This is a genomic window from Pseudarthrobacter lactosi (assembly GCF_055412785.1).
Genome location: NZ_JBVAYS010000001.1, coordinates 17,987 through 34,825, shown reverse-complemented (window position 1 = coordinate 34,825; position 16,839 = coordinate 17,987). Strand labels below are relative to the sequence as shown.

At 64.3% G+C, this 16,839-nt stretch carries 17 protein-coding genes, 1 tRNA gene and 1 pseudogene; 4 read left to right on the top strand and 15 right to left on the bottom strand.

Annotation, left to right across the window (positions count from 1 at the left end):
* Positions 1-73 precede the first annotated feature (73 nt).
* The 4 genes from ACZY0Q_RS00175 to gcvH form a co-directional block, all read right to left on the bottom strand.
* Positions 74-577: a bifunctional nuclease family protein gene (locus tag ACZY0Q_RS00175; protein WP_056342311.1), complete on the bottom strand. Its 504-nt coding sequence runs from the start codon at positions 575-577 to the stop codon at positions 74-76.
* Positions 577-1,293: a transcriptional regulator FtsR gene (gene ftsR / locus ACZY0Q_RS00170; RefSeq protein WP_463913248.1), complete on the bottom strand. Its 717-nt coding sequence runs from the start codon at positions 1,291-1,293 to the stop codon at positions 577-579. The genes ACZY0Q_RS00175 and ftsR overlap by 1 nt, the downstream gene beginning before the upstream one ends.
* Before the next feature lie 23 nt (positions 1,294-1,316).
* Positions 1,317-1,793 (bottom strand): FHA domain-containing protein, encoded by a 477-nt coding sequence (locus tag ACZY0Q_RS00165; protein ID WP_463916192.1) that lies wholly within the window; start codon positions 1,791-1,793, stop codon positions 1,317-1,319.
* Between the two features lie 144 nt (positions 1,794-1,937).
* Positions 1,938-2,324, bottom strand: coding sequence for a glycine cleavage system protein GcvH (gcvH, locus tag ACZY0Q_RS00160; protein WP_463913247.1), 387 nt, complete (start codon positions 2,322-2,324; stop codon positions 1,938-1,940).
* A gap of 118 nt (positions 2,325-2,442) precedes the next feature.
* Between gcvH and ACZY0Q_RS00155 the strand changes: the two genes are divergently transcribed.
* Together ACZY0Q_RS00155 and ACZY0Q_RS00150 are read left to right on the top strand one after the other, a co-directional pair.
* Positions 2,443-3,060, top strand: coding sequence for a hypothetical protein (locus ACZY0Q_RS00155; RefSeq protein ID WP_463913245.1), 618 nt, complete (start codon positions 2,443-2,445; stop codon positions 3,058-3,060).
* Positions 3,061-3,063: 3 nt separating this feature from the next.
* Positions 3,064-3,933 (top strand): Fpg/Nei family DNA glycosylase, encoded by an 870-nt coding sequence (locus ACZY0Q_RS00150; protein ID WP_463913243.1) that lies wholly within the window; start codon positions 3,064-3,066, stop codon positions 3,931-3,933.
* A gap of 87 nt (positions 3,934-4,020) precedes the next feature.
* On the opposite strand, the gene ACZY0Q_RS00145 is transcribed toward ACZY0Q_RS00150, so the two are convergent.
* The 10 genes from ACZY0Q_RS00145 to ACZY0Q_RS00100 all read right to left on the bottom strand — a co-directional run bounded on the left by ACZY0Q_RS00145 (position 4,021) and on the right by ACZY0Q_RS00100 (position 13,709).
* Positions 4,021-4,097 (bottom strand) — tRNA-Pro (locus tag ACZY0Q_RS00145).
* Positions 4,098-4,245: 148 nt separating this feature from the next.
* Positions 4,246-5,796, bottom strand: coding sequence for a ribosome biogenesis GTPase Der (gene der / locus ACZY0Q_RS00140; RefSeq protein ID WP_463913241.1), 1,551 nt, complete (start codon positions 5,794-5,796; stop codon positions 4,246-4,248).
* A gap of 10 nt (positions 5,797-5,806) precedes the next feature.
* Positions 5,807-6,487, bottom strand: a complete 681-nt coding sequence (locus ACZY0Q_RS00135; protein WP_463916191.1) for a lysophospholipid acyltransferase family protein — start codon at positions 6,485-6,487, stop codon at positions 5,807-5,809.
* A gap of 31 nt (positions 6,488-6,518) precedes the next feature.
* Positions 6,519-7,232 carry a (d)CMP kinase gene (cmk, locus tag ACZY0Q_RS00130; RefSeq protein ID WP_463913239.1) on the bottom strand — a complete coding sequence of 238 codons (714 nt, stop codon included), beginning with the start codon at positions 7,230-7,232 and terminating at the stop codon, positions 6,519-6,521.
* Positions 7,232-8,341 carry a prephenate dehydrogenase gene (locus ACZY0Q_RS00125; RefSeq protein ID WP_463913237.1) on the bottom strand — a complete coding sequence of 370 codons (1,110 nt, stop codon included), beginning with the start codon at positions 8,339-8,341 and terminating at the stop codon, positions 7,232-7,234. Before ACZY0Q_RS00125 ends, cmk begins: the two co-directional genes overlap by 1 nt.
* Positions 8,342-8,344: 3 nt before the next feature.
* A complete protein-coding gene (locus tag ACZY0Q_RS00120; RefSeq protein WP_463913235.1) occupies positions 8,345-9,634 on the bottom strand; it encodes a pseudouridine synthase in 1,290 nt (429 codons plus the stop codon).
* A gap of 110 nt (positions 9,635-9,744) precedes the next feature.
* The gene (gene scpB / locus ACZY0Q_RS00115) at positions 9,745-10,407 is read right to left on the bottom strand and encodes an SMC-Scp complex subunit ScpB (protein ID WP_463913233.1); all 663 of its coding nucleotides are present in this window, start codon (positions 10,405-10,407) and stop codon (positions 9,745-9,747) included.
* Positions 10,404-11,216 (bottom strand): segregation and condensation protein A, encoded by an 813-nt coding sequence (locus ACZY0Q_RS00110; protein ID WP_463913230.1) that lies wholly within the window; start codon positions 11,214-11,216, stop codon positions 10,404-10,406. Before ACZY0Q_RS00110 ends, scpB begins: the two co-directional genes overlap by 4 nt.
* Before the next feature lie 7 nt (positions 11,217-11,223).
* Positions 11,224-12,123 (bottom strand): ParA family protein, encoded by a 900-nt coding sequence (locus tag ACZY0Q_RS00105; protein ID WP_056342349.1) that lies wholly within the window; start codon positions 12,121-12,123, stop codon positions 11,224-11,226.
* A 242-nt stretch (positions 12,124-12,365) separates the two neighbouring features.
* Positions 12,366-13,709, bottom strand: a complete 1,344-nt coding sequence (locus tag ACZY0Q_RS00100) for a cation:dicarboxylate symporter family transporter (protein WP_463913227.1) — start codon at positions 13,707-13,709, stop codon at positions 12,366-12,368.
* Between the two features lie 146 nt (positions 13,710-13,855).
* Between ACZY0Q_RS00100 and ACZY0Q_RS00095 the strand changes: the two genes are divergently transcribed.
* Positions 13,856-15,496 carry a sensor histidine kinase gene (locus tag ACZY0Q_RS00095; RefSeq protein WP_463913225.1) on the top strand — a complete coding sequence of 547 codons (1,641 nt, stop codon included), beginning with the start codon at positions 13,856-13,858 and terminating at the stop codon, positions 15,494-15,496.
* Positions 15,493-16,206 carry a response regulator gene (locus ACZY0Q_RS00090; RefSeq protein WP_463913222.1) on the top strand — a complete coding sequence of 238 codons (714 nt, stop codon included), beginning with the start codon at positions 15,493-15,495 and terminating at the stop codon, positions 16,204-16,206. The genes ACZY0Q_RS00095 and ACZY0Q_RS00090 overlap by 4 nt, the downstream gene beginning before the upstream one ends.
* Before the next feature lie 32 nt (positions 16,207-16,238).
* Here ACZY0Q_RS00090 and ACZY0Q_RS00085 read toward each other — a convergent pair.
* Positions 16,239-16,787 (bottom strand): annotated as a pseudogene (locus ACZY0Q_RS00085) (aminotransferase class V-fold PLP-dependent enzyme); the annotation flags it as partial.
* Positions 16,788-16,839 lie beyond the last annotated feature (52 nt).

Below are 16,839 nucleotides of genomic sequence, written 5' to 3'. Positions count from 1 at the left end.
AAGGTCAAAGATCTTGGCCCCTTGGTGCAGGCGTGTCGGAACTTTCAGGCTCAACTTTAACCTTAACGTGACCTCAGCCGTCGAAGTCTTCCGGCTCAACGTCGTCCAGGAACTCACGGAACCGCCGCAGTTCGCGCTCCTCGTCCACGGTGGGGCCCGGGTCAGTGTCTTCCCCCTCGTCATGCTCGGTGATACGGACTCCGGCTTCATCCATCACGGAGTCAGCACACCAGATGCGGCACTTGGCCCGCAACGCGATAGCGAGGGCATCCGACGCGCGTGAGCTGACGGTGGTCCCGTTCTCGAACTGGAGCTGGCCATAAAAAATGTTGTCCTCAACGGCCACAATGTTGACGCTGACAACCGAGTGGCCCAGGGATTCCACTACGTCAACCAGGAGGTCGTGGGTCATCGGGCGCGGCGGCACTACCCCTTGCTGGGCCAGGGCGATGGCGCTTGCCTCCGGAGTCCCGATCCAAATGGGCACGTGGCGTTCGCCATGGATCTCGCGCAGCAGGACGAGCGGCTGGTTGGACGGCAGTTCGATGCGAACGCCTACGATCTCCACTTCGATCATCAGATGTCCATACGTGAGATACGGTCCTGGACCAGGGCCCGGTGCAGGACCAGGCAGAGGTCGCTGATTTCGCGGGCGGCCTCTGCAGCCCGTGCCTGTGACGCGGAATCTCGCCTGGACGCAAGCGGCGCAACTGCCCGCTCGACGAGCCCGAATTCACGTTCCGCCGCGGCCTGGAACGGCCGCAGGTGGCGCGGTTCGAGGCCGTGGCTCTCCAGTTGCACGCAGGCACGGGCAACCTGGAGGGCGTGCTCGTCGAACTTGCCGCTGCTGTGGCTGATCAGCCCGAAGCTCAGCAGGGATTGGAGCAAAGCAACGCTGGCACCGGATTCAGTCCGCAGTTGTTCCTCGTTGAATTTCCGGCCGCGGTTCTGAAGCTCCGCGGCCAGTTCATCCGAAACGATCCGCGGCGAAACCACGACGCCGGGCGGCAGGTTCTCCGGCCGTTCTCCCCTGTCAATCGCATCAAGGTAGTCCTTGATGACTTTCAGTGGAAGGTATTGGTCCCGCTGGAGCGCCAGCACAAAACGGAGACGCTCGACGTCACTGTCCGAGTACTGCCGGTACCCGGCCGGAGTGCGGCGAGGATTAATCAGGCCTTTTTCCTCCAGGAACCTGATTTTCGACGCAGTCATACCCGGAAAGTCGCCGCTGAGTTGCGCGAGGACTTCCCCGATGTTCAAAACTTGGGGCCCCCGGCGTTCCGGTTGTGCCATTGCCACAGGCAAGTGTCCCGGGATCAGGCGCGGCCTGCTGCGCGGGCAGGGCTCAGGTAGAAGGTGAGTCGGAACTTACCGATCTGGACTTCGTTCCCGGACTTCAGCTCAACACTGTCGACGCGGTCGTGGTTAACGTACGTGCCGTTGAGGCTGCCGGTATCCACCACTTCAAAGCTCCGCGCTGTGCGGCGGAATTCGACGTGGCGCCGCGATACGGTGACGTCATCAAGGAAGATGTCGGCGTCAGGATGACGGCCGGCCGTGGTGGTGTCCGTGTCAAGCAGGAACCGGGCACCCGCATTCGGGCCGCTGTGGGCAACCAGGAGCGCGGAACCGGCCGGCAGTGCCTCCACGGATGAACGCTCGTCCATGGACAGCTTGGGGGCGATCGTGGGCTCGTCGGTGACGGGGGTGAGATGAATCGAGGTGGTCTCCGAAGCCCTGGCTGCACCTGTGCCGTGCTCGCCTTCGGCAGGGTCCTGTTCGTGGCCAACCATGGATTCCTCCTCTTTCGCTGCAGCTCTCACGCCTGCAATCAACATTTGCCCTGCGGATCCGCCTCGCGGATCCGTTACCGGGCCCGGATCCGGCCACTGACGTGCGAAGACGCCGTTTGGCCGGACCGGATGAACCCGTTAGCTTCAGCCTACCTGCTGTTCGTACTCGGATGCACTGAGCAAGGATTCCACGGCGTCTGCTTCGGCAAGCCGGATCTCGATCAGCCAGCCGTCGCCGTAGGGATCGGAGTTGATCAAAGCCGAATCGGTATCCAGGGATTCGTTGCGTGCAACGACTTCGCCGCTCACCGGAGCATAGATATCGCTGACGCTTTTGGTGGATTCGACCTCGCCAACTACTTCGTTGGCGGTGATGTTAGTACCTGCTTCCGGCAGCTGGGCGTAGACAACATCTCCGAGTGCGTCCTGCGCGAAGTCGGTGATGCCCACCCGGACCACGCCGTCGGCGCTCGGTGCGGACACCCACTCGTGCTCGGCGGTGTAGGACAGGTCTTCGGGAATGTTGCTCATCAGGGGCCTTTCATCGGGTCAATCACCAATGTCAACGGGGCCTGCAAAACAAGCCGCCGCTGAAAGTATAGGCACAACTCCACGGGCGTTCGAGGAGGATTCTGACATGATGAGACGCATGAGAACACACTCACGGGAATCGCCTGCAAAAAGGGCGAACTGGGCTGCGCGGATCATCCTCGTTGCGGTGGCGCTGGTTGTACTCGCCATCGCATACTTTGCCTTTGCGGCCATCCTCCCGGTCTGGTGGGCGAACGTTATCCGCAACCAGGTCCAGGGCAACCTTGGTGCGGGCATCCTGGTGGGGATGTTCTATGGGTTCGTTTTCACGTTCGTCCCCCTCCTGGTGGCCTGGCAGGCAACCCGCAAATCCGTGGGATGGCCCTGGAAGCTAGCCATCCTCCTCGGCGCTGTGGCCCTCGCGTCCCCAAATCTACTGACCGCCGGAATCATGTTCGGCAGCTCGCAGGCCGCCCACAACGGACAGCGGATCCTTGGCACCGAGGCCACCTGGTTCCCCATGTGGACGCAGATCTCAGCCATCGCCGCCGCTGTTATCTTTGTGGTTGGCCTGGTCCTGTGGAGGGTCTGGCGGCAGCGCGGCAAAAAGATGAAGGCGCTTAAGAAGGCAGATGCCGAGCGCTCCCTGGCGGCGAAGGCGGCCAATGACCCCGCGGCTACCTCACCTGTCCCTAAGACACCGGCCGCCACGGACAGCCAGGCTGACCGCAGGTAAGCCATGCCGGAGCTACCAGAGGTTGCAGGCCTGGCCGGTTTCCTGGACGAGCACCTGCGCGGAGCGGTGGTACGGAAGATCCAGATCGTCTCCTTTGCCGTGCTGAAGACGGCGGATCCGCCCTTCACCGCGTTGGAGAACTGCATCATCCGCGGCGTCAGCCGGTTCGGAAAGTTTGTCAGCCTTGACACTGACGGGCCGTCGTTTGTCTTCCATCTCGCCCGGGCAGGGTGGATCCGTTTCACGGACTCCCCTACCGGCACCCAGCTCCGGCTGGGAAAGGGCTACATCGCTGCCCGGCTGGCGTTCAGCGGTCCGGACGGTGCCCATGGCATGGACCTCACGGAGGCGGGGACCAAAAAGAGCCTGGCCGTGTACGTGGTGCGCGATCCCCAGGATGTGCCGGGCATCGCGGCCCTCGGGCCGGACCCGTTCAGCGCAGCATTCGACGCGGACATGCTGGCGGAAATTCTTGGCTCCACCTCCCAGCAGATCAAGGGCGTCCTGCGGAGCCAGAGCGTGATCGCAGGGATCGGGAACGCCTACAGCGACGAGATCCTCCATGCGGCAAGGATCTCTCCCTTTGCCACCGCCAAGTCCTTGGACCGCGACACGGTGCAGGTGCTGTACAACGCCATCCACAGCGTGCTCGGAACTGCCCTGGCCGAAGCCGAGGGCAAGCCACCCAATGAGCTCAAGGACGTCAAACGCAGCCACATGCGTGTCCATGCCCGGACCGGCGAGGCGTGCCCGGTGTGCGGCGACACAGTCCGGGAGGTGTCGTTCGCCGATACGTCCCTGCAGTACTGTCCCACGTGCCAGACAAAGGGGAAGATCCTGGCGGACCGCAGGACGTCGAAGTTCCTGAAATAGGCAGGGTGACGAAACCCGACGGAAAATCTAATAGGACGGCACAAAACGGAAGCGTCCCGGAGAAAATTCTCCGGGACGCTTCTGTTTTGGTCGGGCTGACAGGATTTGAACCTGCGACCCCTTGACCCCCAGTCAAGTGCGCTACCAAGCTGCGCTACAGCCCGTTAGTTCCGCCGTTCTCCGCTGCGTTTACTCCCGATGTTAGCCAGGATTTCAACTCAGCAGTCCGGCCGAACCACCTTGAAAAGCTTACACGATTCCGGAGGGTGCAAGTGACACTTTGCAGCCTGCACGCCCCCCGGCGTGTCCTAATTAACGCTTCTTGCCACGCTTTTCGCGGACGCGCATGTTGACCTCGATGGGCGTGCCCTCGAAACCGAACGTTTCGCGGAGCCTGCGGGTGATAAAGCGGCGGTAGCCCGGGTCCAGGAATCCGGTGGTAAACAGCACAAACTTCGGCGGCCGGCTGGACGCCTGCGTGCCGTACAGGATACGCGGCTGCTTTCCACCACGGACCGGGTGCGGGTGCGCCGCCACCAGCTCGCCGAGGAAGGCATTGAGCTTGCCGGTGGGGATGCGCCGGTCCCAGTTCTCCAGGGCCAGGTCCAAGGCCGGAACCAAGCGGTCCTTGTGCCAGCCGGTCAGCGCGGAAATGTTGACCCGCGGCGCCCAGGCCACGTGGGCCAGGTCCTGCTCGATTTCGCGCTCCAGGTAGGTGCGGCGTTCGTCGTCGAGCAGGTCCCATTTGTTGAACGCCAGCACCAGGGCGCGGCCCGACTCGATGGCCAATTGCAGGATGCGGACGTCCTGCTCGCTGAGGACTTCATCAACGGCGAGGAGAACGACGGCGACCTCCGCCTTCTCGAGCGCTGCCTGCGTCCGGAGGGAGGCGTAGTAGTCGGCGCCCTGTGCCATGTGCTGGCGGCGGCGAATGCCCGCCGTGTCCACAAAGCGCCAGGTGCGGTCGCCGAGTTCAATGAACTCATCCACCGGATCACGGGTGGTGCCGGCGGTGTTGTCGACTACTACACGCTCGGACCCTGCCAGCTTGTTCAGCAGTGATGATTTGCCCACGTTCGGGCGGCCGATCAGTGCGATGCGGCGGGGTCCGCCCGAGCGTTCCAGGCCCTCAATCGTGGAGAACTCCGGCAGGGTGTCCATCACGTGGTCCAGGAGGTCGGCGACGCCGCGTCCGTGCAGGGCTGAGACGGGGTAGGGCTCGCCGAAGCCGAGGCCCCACAGGGTGGCGGAGTCCGCCTCCTGGGCGAAGTCGTCCACCTTGTTGGCCACCATGATGACTGGCTTCTTGCTGCGGCGGAGCATCTTCATCACGCCCTCGTCCGTTGCGGTGGCGCCCACCGCAGAGTCGACGACGAAGAGCACGGCGTCAGCCATTTCTACGGCCATTTCCGCCTGCTCGGCCACCCGGGCGTGGATACCGCGGGCATCGTGCTCCCAGCCGCCGGTGTCCACGACCGTGAAGTTGCGCCCGTTCCAGTGTGCCGAGTACATCACCCGGTCCCGCGTCACGCCGGGAGTATCCTCAACCACTGCCTCGCGGCGGCCCAGGATACGGTTCACGAGGGTGGATTTGCCGACGTTGGGACGGCCGATGATGGCAAGCACCGGATCGAGCTTGACCGGACCGTCAAAGTCCTCGTCGTCGAACTGCCCGCTCAGAAGGGCGGCGTCTTCATCGTCGAGTTCGTAGTCGGCCAGCCCCGCGCGGAGCGACGCGGCGCGCATCTCCGCTTCGTCGTCGTCCATGGCTGCCAACCGCTCGGCCACCTGGTCCGTGCCGGTGGGCGTGTATTCGTCTTCGCCGGCGCCGGAGTGGCCGGAGGTTTGAGTCGTATCGCTCATTGCACTTTCCTTAGTGGTCATCTGCCGGCGTCCCGGCTACTGCTGTGAAGTTCGTGCGGAAATCCGCGTGGGGCAAAGGCTGCCCACTGTGTTGGATGGTCTCCTGGACGTGCCCCGCAAGCGCAGCGCGGATTTCCATTCCCGCCCTGTCCATTGAAGCACGGCCCGTTTCGCCGGGGTTTCGGCTGAGGGTCAGTGCGTTGCCGAAGCTGACGTGGAACCGCCGCCCCGGCCTGGGTACTGTGTCGAGGTGTTCGTTGCCCGTCCGGGTGCCGAGGATCGCCACGGGGACCACTGGGGCGCCAGAGTTCAGCGCCAGCCATGCCACCCCGTTGTTGATGTCCGTTGCCGCACCGCTCCCCCGCGTACCTTCCGGAAGAATCCCGAGGCAACGGCCGGCGTCGAGCATGTTTTTGCCCAGCAGCAGCGCTGCCCGGTCCCCGGAGCGGTCCACCGGCAGCTGGCCGGAGGCCCGAAGGACCCGGCCCAACAGACCCTTGAACATCTCCTTCTTAACCAGGATGTGCATGGGACGCGGCGCCGCGCCGAACATCACCGGCCCGTCCAGGAAACTGATGTGGTTGCCGGCGAAGATCACCGGCCCGCCTGTAGGCACGTTGTCCCGGCCACTGACGGACGTCCGGTACACCACATGGTCAAGGAGCCAGCCGACGGGCCGGCTCCATGTCATGGTCCAGCCGGAGGGAAGACGCACACCGCCGTCAGTCACGGTTAAGCACCTTCGTGACGATCACGAGCGCCGCGTCCACGGTCTCGGCGAAGTCCAGATCGGACGAATCAAGGGTGACAACACCGTCGGCAGCCTGGGTGAAGTTCACCACCGTGGAATCCTTGGCGTCGCGCTGGGTGACCTGGGCGGCGAGCTGCTCCGCATTCTGCGTGCCGCCCAGCTGGATGCCGCGGCGGCGGAGCCGGGCTTCCTCACTGGCCGTCAGCAGCATGCGGACTTCAGCGCCCGGCGCGACGACGGTGGTAATGTCCCGGCCCTCCACCACGATGCGGCGGTGGTGCTTTTCAATAAGCTCACGCTGCCGGCGGATCAGTTCGGTCCGCGCACCTAGGGTGGTGGCGACCGTACTTACCGCCGAGGAAATTGCCGGTTCGCGGATGGCGTCCGTGACGTCAGCCCCGTCCACGCGCACGTAGTCCTCGCGCGGTGTGGTGCTCAGTTCCAGGACCAGGTCCCGGGCAGCCTGCTCCACGGCTGCGGCGTCACTGAGGTCGATTCCTGTGGTGACGCAGAACCAGGTCAGAGCTCGGTACATGGCACCCGTGTCCAGGTAGGCAAGGTGCAGCCGGCGGGCCACTTCCTTACTCACGCTGGATTTGCCGGAGCCTGACGGCCCGTCGATGGCAACTACCAGGGGCCTGCCGACGCGCAAGGCCGGAAGGGTGTCAAGAAGTTCTTGTGTCATTACTGCAATACCCGCCATCCGCGGTCGTTGAGTGCTTCGATCAGATGGTCATGCTTGTTCGGCAGCACGGACAGTTCCACCATGCCCACGTTCTGGCCCGAGGAATGGTCAAGCCGCAGGTCTTCCACGTTCACGCCGATCTCACCGATTTCGGTGAGGAGCCGCGCGATCTGTCCTGGCCGGTCATCGACCAGGACCGTGAGCCAGGAGTAGGCCTGCGGCGGCCCACCGTGCTTGCCCGGGATACGGGCCTGCCCGGCATTGCCTTCGCTGATCAGCTGGGCAAGGTCAAGCCTGGCGCCCGGCGCCAACGGTTCCTCGAGCGTGCCGATGAGCCTGTTCAGGTCCTCGCGGACCCCGTAAAGGATTTCCACGACCTTCCCCGCGTTGCCGCCCAGGATCTGGACCCACAGCGTGGGATCGCTGGCGGCGATCCGCGTGACGTCCCGCAGCCCGTTGCCGGCAAGGGACAGCGCGTGAAGCGGCGTCCCCTGCAGCCGGCTGGCCAGCAGCGAGGACATGATCTGGGGCAGGTGCGACACCAACGCCACGGCTTCGTCGTGTTCGTCGGCAGTGAACTGGGAAACCACAGCTCCCAGATCGGCCGCCAGGGAGCGCGCGGTCTGCACGGCCGCCGCGGATGACTCCGGGCCCGGGCAAACCACCCACGGCATGGACGTGAAGAGCTCGCCGCGGGCCGCAACCGGCCCGGACTTTTCGCGCCCGGCCATCGGATGCGTGCCCACATAGCGGGTGATGTCCGCGCCGCGGCCGCCCAACTCCGCCAGGATGGCGGCCTTGACGCTGGCGATGTCAACAACCACGGAATCCGGGTAGTCGGCAAGCGCACGGGCCACGACGTCGGCGGTCACGTCCGGCGGTGCTGCCACCACCACAAGCTCCGGTGCCTCGTCTCCGAGCTGGTCCAGGGGCTGGCCGGCACCGATATCAACGGCCACCGCCTGGTTGGTCGGCGACGGGTCAGACAGGAACACGGGCACGCCGCGTCCACGCAGGCCCAGCCCGATGCTGGCACCGAGCAGGCCGGTGCCAATCACCACGACCGGCCCGTTGAGGTGTCCCCGCCCGTGGGAGCGAAATGCGGACATGCCTCAGAGTCCTACGGATGCCAGCAGGTGGCCGACTTCCTGCTTGCCAAGGTTGCGGATGCTGCCCTGGCGCTGGTCACCCAGGCCGATGGGACCCACCTTGACGCGCACCAGGCGCAGGACCGGGAAACCGACGGCGTCGAACAAACGCCGGACAATCCGGTTCTTGCCCGAATGCAGGATTACTTCGATCAGCACGTGGCCCGGGGTGGAGTCCACCAGCTTAAAGGAGTCAACGGAGGCGAAACCATCCTCAAGTTCCACACCTTCCCTGAGCTGGGCGCCGACTCCCTGCGGGAACGGACCGCGGACCTGGACCAGGTACGTCTTGGGAACTTCATAGGACGGGTGGGTCAGCCGGTTGGCCAGTTCGCCGTCGTTCGTCAGCAGCAGCAGGCCTTCAGTGGCGACGTCCAGCCGGCCAACGTGGAACAAGCGTTCACCCTGGTGGGTCTTCCGCACAAAATCGCTGATGCAGGGACGGCCGTCGGGGTCCTCCATGGTGGACACCACGCCCTTGGGCTTGTTGAAGACCATGTACACGAGGTTTTCATCCAGCTGGATGCGCAGGCCATCAACGTGGATGACCGCTGTCTTGGGGTCAATGCGGACACCAAGCTCGGTGACCACCTGGCCGTCGACTTCCACCCGGCCTTCGGAGATCATCTCTTCGCAGACGCGGCGCGAAGCCACGCCGGCCTGGGCCATGACCTTCTGCAGGCGGGTGCCATCGGCGTCGTGCATTTCAGACTGCGGAACGGAACCGCGGGGTCCGCGCTTGCGGGCAGGCTTGCGCACGGGGCCAAGGTTCTGGCCGAAACGTTCGCTGCCAAACGCGCGTGAGGCCGCGGCTCCGGGCTTGCCGGTGCGTGGCTTGGGCTTGAGTGCGCCCGGGGTGCCGGGAGCTTTGTTGGCGCCCGGCTTGCGGGCGGCAGGCTTGCGCGCCGAGGCGCTGGCAGCGGGCTTCCAGTCGGAGGCTCCGCGGCCGGCCGGCGGCGACGCCGGAGCATCGCCGGGATCCACAAATGGCTCCTCGCGCGGCCTCGGGGCCTTGTACGGCCGGTCCCCGCCGCCGAATCCGGCGTTGCGCTTGCCGGCGCCGGCGCGGAAACCGCCGCCTGCCGTGCTGGGGCGGCCGCTGCCGCCCTGAGCAGCGTTACGGCTGGCGCCGCCCTGCGCCGGATTACGGCTAGCCGCTGGATTACGGCTGGCGCCGCCCTGTCCGGCATTGCGTTCTGAACTGTTACGTCCCGAACTGTTACGTGGTGAACCCTGGCGTCCCGCCTGTGTCATGACCCGTCCTTCGTTATTTGGCCGGCTGGTTGTCCAAGAACAACCCTAGCCAGCCATGCAGAAATTATCTGCCCTTATGAATATTCGTGTGCGCACGCGGGATTTCCCGCCTACATTCTGTCGGCGTCGTAGAACTCCGCGATCCCCTCAAGCCCCGGAAGATGGGGTGAAAGCTGGGGCAGTTCCGCTACGGAACCGATTCCCATACGTTCCAGGAAATACGACGTGGTCCGGTAGAGGATGGCACCCGACTCAGGATCATGTCCCGAATCTTCGATCAGCCCGCGCTGCGTCAATGTCCGTACGACAGAATCGACATTGACTCCCCGAATTGCAGACACCCTGGCCCTGGAGACGGGCTGTCGGTATGCGATGACAGCCAGTGTTTCCAGAGCCGCCTGCGTGAGCCTGGCCGTCTGACCCTCAAGCACAAACCGTCCGACAATTTCGGCGAAGTCTGCGCGGGAGTAGATCCGCCAGCCACCGGCGATGTTCCGCAATTCGAAACCCCGGGGGGTGGCACTGAAACCAGCATCGCTGGCACGGTCCACGTCCGGGGCTTTAACAGTATAGCCGCTATACTCCCGCTGCAGTTCCGCCAGCAACTCCTCGACGACGGCGACTGTCAGGTTAAGCCCGGTGGCCAGCTCAGTAGCACTGGCCGGTTGGTCCAGGACCATCAGGACAGCCTCCAGTGCAGCCTTCGCACCGCCGGGCAAATCCCGGACGTCCGTGCCCGGCTCCGCCCCAGGCTCCGGAAGTTCTTGGCTCACGACAGTTCCTCGTATTCTTCGCTTAGGTTTTCTGTTGACCAGTCCCGGCCATCCACTGTCCAGTGCACGGTGAGATCGCCCAGCGGCGACACCTGGTCAAAGGACACTGCCCTGTCCCGGAACATCTCCAGCAAGGCCAGGAACCTGGCCACCACCACGAGGGTGGAATCGGCGTCGGCGATCAGCGCGCGGAAAGTCAGGGGCTTCCCCAACTGGAGCCGGAGCCCCAGGATCTCGGCCTGTTCCTTCACACTGACGGTACTGCCGTGCAGATGGGCAAGGCCCACCTCCGTGGGCCTTGGCGTCCTGGGCTGCAGGGCTGACTCTGCCAGGCGGGCGAACTGCTCCGGCGAGTGCTTCCACACGAGCTCCGGAAGCATGGCGGCAAAATGCTCCTCCAGGGCAACCTGACGTGGAAACCGGCTGGCTTCCTGTTCCAGGGTTCCGGCCATCAGGGCCGCCACCTGTTTGAACGCCTTGTATTGGAGAAGCCTCGCAAAAAGGAGGTCCCGTGCTTCCAGCAGGGCGATGTCCTCATCGTCCTCGACTTCACCGGCTGGCAGGAGCCGAGCCGCTTTGAGGTCCAGGAGGGTGGCGGCGATGACCAGGAATTCACTGGCTTCATCCAGCGCCCATTCCTCGCCGAGCTTCTGGAGCTTCCTGATGTATTTGATGAACTCATCAGTGACGGTGGCAATAGCCACCTCGGTAATATCCAGCTGGTGCTTCGCGATCAGGCCCAGCAAGAGATCGAATGGGCCGGTGAAGTTGGCCAGCCGCACCTCAAAGCCGGGTTTGGACTCGGCCATGGCGTGGTTAGGGTGCGCCGCCGCGCGAAATCAGCTCTTTGGCCAGGCGGCGGTAGGCATCGGCGCCGATGTGGCTGCCTGCGTAGCTGGTGATCGGCTCGGCCGCGACGGTGGCGTCCGCGAACTTGATGGAGCGTTTGATGACGGTCTCGAAGACTTTGTCACCGAAGGCTTCCACCAGGCGGGTGATGACTTCGCGGCTGTGGAGTGTACGGGCGTCGTACATCGTGGCCAGGACACCATCAACCTGCAGGCCGGGGTTCAGCCGGTCTTGGACTTTGTCGATGGTTTCCACCAGCAGGGCTACTGCACGTAGTGCGAAAAACTCGCAGATCAGCGGGATGATCACGCCGTGGGCGGCAGTCAGGGCGTTGACTGTCAGCAGACCCAGTGAGGGCTGGCAGTCAATCAGGACGACGTCGTAATCGTCTTCCACCTTTTTCAGCGCCCTGTCCAGGACCTGCTCACGGGCTACTTCGTTGACCAGCTGCACTTCTGCGGCGGAGAGGTCGATGTTGGCCGGCAGCAGGTCCACGTTTTCGACGCCGGTCTGGTGGATGGCGTCGCGGATGTCCACCTTGCGGTCCATCAGGACGTTGTAGACCGTCAGGTCCAGTTCGTGCGGGTTGATGCCGAGGCCAGCGGACAGAGCACCCTGCGGATCGAAGTCCACCAGCAGTACCCTGCGGCCGTATTCGGCAAGGGCCGCTGCCAGGTTGATGGTGGACGTGGTCTTACCGACGCCGCCCTTTTGGTTGACCATGGCGATCACGCGCGCGGGACCGTGGGACGACAGCGGGGCTGGTTCAGGAAATTCGCGGTGGGGCCGCCCGGTGGGACCCATCACGGCGTCTTCCAGATCGAGTTCCGTGCCTTCCAGAGTTGCCGAACCCTGTTCGCTGCTCACGTATCTATCCACACTTTCGATGACGGTGATTTTCCTGCCGCTGGAGCTCCAGCGCCGATCCTGCTTTCACCCTAGGCTACAGGCCCCGACACGGTATTTGAGGGAACTTGACTTTGGGCGGATTCTGAGCCTTGACCTTCTAGTAGAAGTCGAAGGTTAGGCGTCTGCACGCAGGAACCGCCCGCACAGCCGGGGCTATGCGGGCGGTTCGCTGCATGTCCAGGAATCAGCGGCGGGGCTGCCTAGGCGTTGGCCAGCGCCGGCGCCTTCGCGGAATCGGCCACGGGCTCGCCGTGTCCTGCGATCATGGTCTGCTCGTCGAAGGGGGCCCGGCCCGAGAGGACTTCACCCACCTGCTTGGTGTCGATTTCCTTGACCCAGGTCCCAATCAGCACGGTGGCAACCGCGTTGCCCGTGAAGTTGGTCAGCGCCCGGGCTTCGGACATAAAGCGGTCGATGCCAACGATCATGCCCACGCCGCCCAGCAGCTGGGGCGCGTGCGCCTGGAGACCGGCAGCCAGAGTGGCCAGGCCGGCGCCGGTGACTCCGGCGGCACCCTTGGAGGCAATAATCATGAAGATCAGCAGGGAAATCTGCGCTCCGAGATCCAGCGGCGTGCCCATGGCGTTGGCCACGAACAGGGACGCCATGGTCAGGTAGATGGCCGTGCCGTCCAGGTTGAAGGAGTAGCCGGTGGGGACGGTGACGCCCACGACGGGCTTGGAGATCCCCAGGTGTTCCAGCTTGGCGATGAGGCGGGGAAGGGCTGCCTCGGAGGAGGAGGTGGAGAAGATCAGGAGGTACTCGCGGCCCAAGTACTTCATGAGCTTGAAGATGTTGACGCCGGTAACCACCTTGAGCAGGCCACCCAGGATGATGACGATGAACAGTGCGCAGGTGATGTAGAAAGCGGCCATCAGGGTGAACATGCTTACGATCGCCTGGAAGCCGGTGGCTCCGACGACGGCAGCGATGGCACCGAAAGCTCCGACGGGGGCAAGCCACATGATCATGATCAGGATGCGGAATACCAGCACTTGGCCGTGGCCGATGGCCTTGAGGACAGGAGCGCCCTGTGGGCCCATCTTTTGGAGGGCGAAGCCTACGAGGATAGCGGCGAAGAGCGTGGGCAGAACCGGAATGTCGCCCGGAATGATGCCCAGGAGGAAGGCAACGGTACTGTCTACTTCCGCCTTCTTGTTAGGGTCGTACGGCGTGAGGTTCAGGCCTTCCCCCGGGTGGATGAGGTTGCCGACCACAAGGCCGATACCCAAGGCAAAGGTGGACATGGCGACGAAGTAGCCAAGGGCCAGGCCGCCGACCTTGCCGACCGTTGCGGCTTTGGCGATGGAGCCGATTCCCAGGACGATGGTGCAGAAGATGATCGGTGCAATCATCATTTTGATGAGCTTGATAAAGCCGTCGCCGAGGGGCTTCATTGACTTGCCGACCTCGGGGAACAACAGGCCGACGACGGCGCCCAGGATGACGGCGACAATAACGGCTATGTAAAGGTAGTGCGATTTGTCCAGGCCCTTGCGCCGCGTCTCCACGGTGCCGAGCGACTCTCCTCGTTGAGAAGCCATGATGTGTCTCCTTGATATATGGATAATCTGGTAGACGCTGCGGCGCATTCTCTGGGCTCTTCGCGTCGGTCCGGTGTGATATCCATCATTGGCCACACCGTGACTTAGCTCACGGTTGCGTTCATATTGGTCATGGAAGGTGCTTGATGATCCACCGCTGGAGTATCGCCCGCCGGCTGTTCGTGGCGAATCTGCTGATTGTGCTGGCCTTCATTGCCGTTGCGGGCACCGCTACTTTCGTCGACGCGAGGGACCGGAGCTACGAGGAAGCCGGCCGGCGGATGACCGGTGTCGCTGCCGCCGTCGCCGCCAATCCCCTGGTCCTCCAGGCCGCGGACCGGACGGATCCGTCAGCGCTGCTCCAGCCCTACGCGCTGGACGTCATGGCCGGCTCCGGGGTGGACTTCCTCACCATCATGGCGCCGGACAGGACGCGCTGGACACATCCCCGGAACGAGGAGCTGGGCAGGCCGTATATCGGCTCCATCGAGGCGGCGCTGCGTGGCGATGTGTTCACCGAGGTCACGGCAGGAACGCTGGGGCCGTCGGTGCGGACGGTGGTCCCGGTCAAGGATGCCGCGGGCAACGTCAAGGCGCTGGTTGCTGCCGGCGTTACGGTCCGAACAGTGGACGTGGCGCTCTCCGGCCGGCTGCCCGCCCTGCTGGCCCTCGGCCTGGCCCTGCTGGTGGGCGGATCCTTGGCTTCCTGGCTGTTGGGCCGGTACCTGCGCCGCGTGACCAGGGGGTGGGGTCCGGAGCAGCTGGCGCAGTTGTTCGCCTACTACGAATCGGTCCTGCATTCCGTGCGCGAGGGGCTGATCCTGATCGACACCAAAGGCCGGGTGGTGATGTACAACGACCAGGCGGCCGAGCTGCTGGGCCTGGCACCACGCAATTCGGGCACTGACCCGTCCAATCCCCCACTGTTGGCGGACCTTCCGCTGGCGCCCAGCCTGAAGGAACTCTTTGAATCCGGCCGCACGTCACACGATGAAATCCATCTGACCGGCCCCCGGATCGTAGTGGTCAACCAGGGCCCGGCCGTAGGCACGGACTCCCCGGGCCACAGGCCACCGGCGGTGTACGGCACCGTGGCCACCATCCGCGACCGCACGGAAATAGAGTCACTGGGCAGTGAACTGGAAACGATGCGGACGCTGTCCGACGCCCTCCGCGCCCAGACACACGAGCATGCCAACCGGCTCCACACCATGGTTTCCCTGCTGGAACTGGGGCGGACCCGGGAGGCCCTGGAGTTCGCCACCAAGGACCTCGAACTGAGCCAACAGCTCACCGACAAAATGGTCCGTTCGGTGGACGAGCCGGTCCTCAGCGCCCTGATCATGGGCAAGGCCGCCGAAGCGAATGAGCGCGGCGTGAAGCTGGCGGTCTCCGTCCAAGGGTCCGCATCCGTTGCGGGCCTTGCCGTCCAGGACCTGGTCACCATCCTGGGTAACCTCTTGGATAATGCCATCGACGCCGCCGCAGACGGCGAGTCACCAAAGAAGGTGGAGCTGACCGTGGAGTCTGACGCCGAGGGCCTGGACATCATGGTCCAGGATTCGGGCCCCGGCGTAGACCCGGCCGACGTGGACCGCATCTTCAAGCACGGCTACAGCACCAAGGGGTCCAGTCCTTTCGGGCGGGGAATTGGCTTGGCCCTCGTTCGCCAGGCCGTGCAGCGTCTGGACGGTACCATGACCATCACAGGCAAGGACGGCGCACGCTTCCATGTCTTTCTGCCGGCCATGGCCGGCGGAACCGACAAAGAGGAGCAGTTCCAGTGACCGATATCCGCGTCCTCGTCGTGGAGGACGAACCGGTGGCATCGGCCGCGCACGCGGCCTATGTGGGCAGGATGTCCGGATTCACTTTGGCCGGGACGGCCCCTGACGGCCAGTCCGCGCTCAGGCTCCTGACGGATCTGACGGCCGCCGGCCAGCCGGTGGAGCTGGTCCTGCTCGACATGAACCTGCCGGACCTGCACGGCCTGGACATCGCCCGGCGGATGCGGGCGGCAGGAATCCTGGCGGACATTATTGCCATCACAGCCGTCCGGGAAGTGGCGATTGTTCGGAGCGCCGTGGCCATCGGTGTGGTCCAGTACCTGATCAAGCCCTTCACTTTTGCCACGTTCGAAGACAAGCTCTCCAGCTACCGATTGTTCCGGCAGCAGCTGGCCTCCCCCGGGTCCGGGGCCGGGAGGACCGGCGCGTCCCAGAGCGAGGTTGACCAGGCCTTCGCTAGCCTGCGCGCGCCATCGGAAATGCCACTGCCGAAAGGCCTTTCCGTTTCCACACTGGAATCGGTCCGGGACTACCTGAAACAGCACTCTGGATCCGTTTCGGCCACGGAAGTCATGGCGGCGCTTGGAATGTCCCGTGTGACGGCCCGCCGCTACCTCGAATACCTGGCCGACGCCGGCACCGCCTCCCGGGCGCCCCGCTACGGTACGCCCGGCCGGCCGGAAAATGAATACGGCTGGAAGCGGCCCTGAAACTACAGACGTGTTTTCCGGAGAGCCCGCGGCTAGGCAGAGGAGATGGCTTCCTTCAGAGCCCCCAGCACCAGGGTCACTGATGCCGCGTTTGCGTTGGGGCCCATCAGTCCGATCCGCCAGATGCTGGAAGCGTACTTGCCCGCCCCTGAGCCGATCTCGATGCTGAAATGCTCCAGGAGATTTTTCTGGGTGCCGGCATAGCCGACGTCGATTCTCCAGTCGTCTGCGCGGAGTTCCAGCCCGCCGATGGATGTCACGGCGTCGACAATCAACAGCGCATCACCCCTGTTCTGCCCGAGCGATGCGACGTCGGACAGGACGCCCGTTGACGTTTCGGCGTGGACTGCCGCAATCACCTTCGGCCGCGGGTGAGCCGTCAGAACGCGTTCGACGTCGATGGGCGTACCCCATTCGTGGTCAACACGAACCACGGTCGCGCCGCAGCGGCGGGCCACCTCACACATACGCTCACCGAAGGGCCCGTTGACGGCGATCACTGCCACATCGCCGTCGTCCACAATGTTTACAAAAGCCGCTTCCATGCCGCCTGAACCGGTGACGCTCAAAGGCAGCGTGCGGTCAAAGCCTGTGGCATTGGAACTCCTTCGTCAGTCAAGCCTTCTTTGCGTC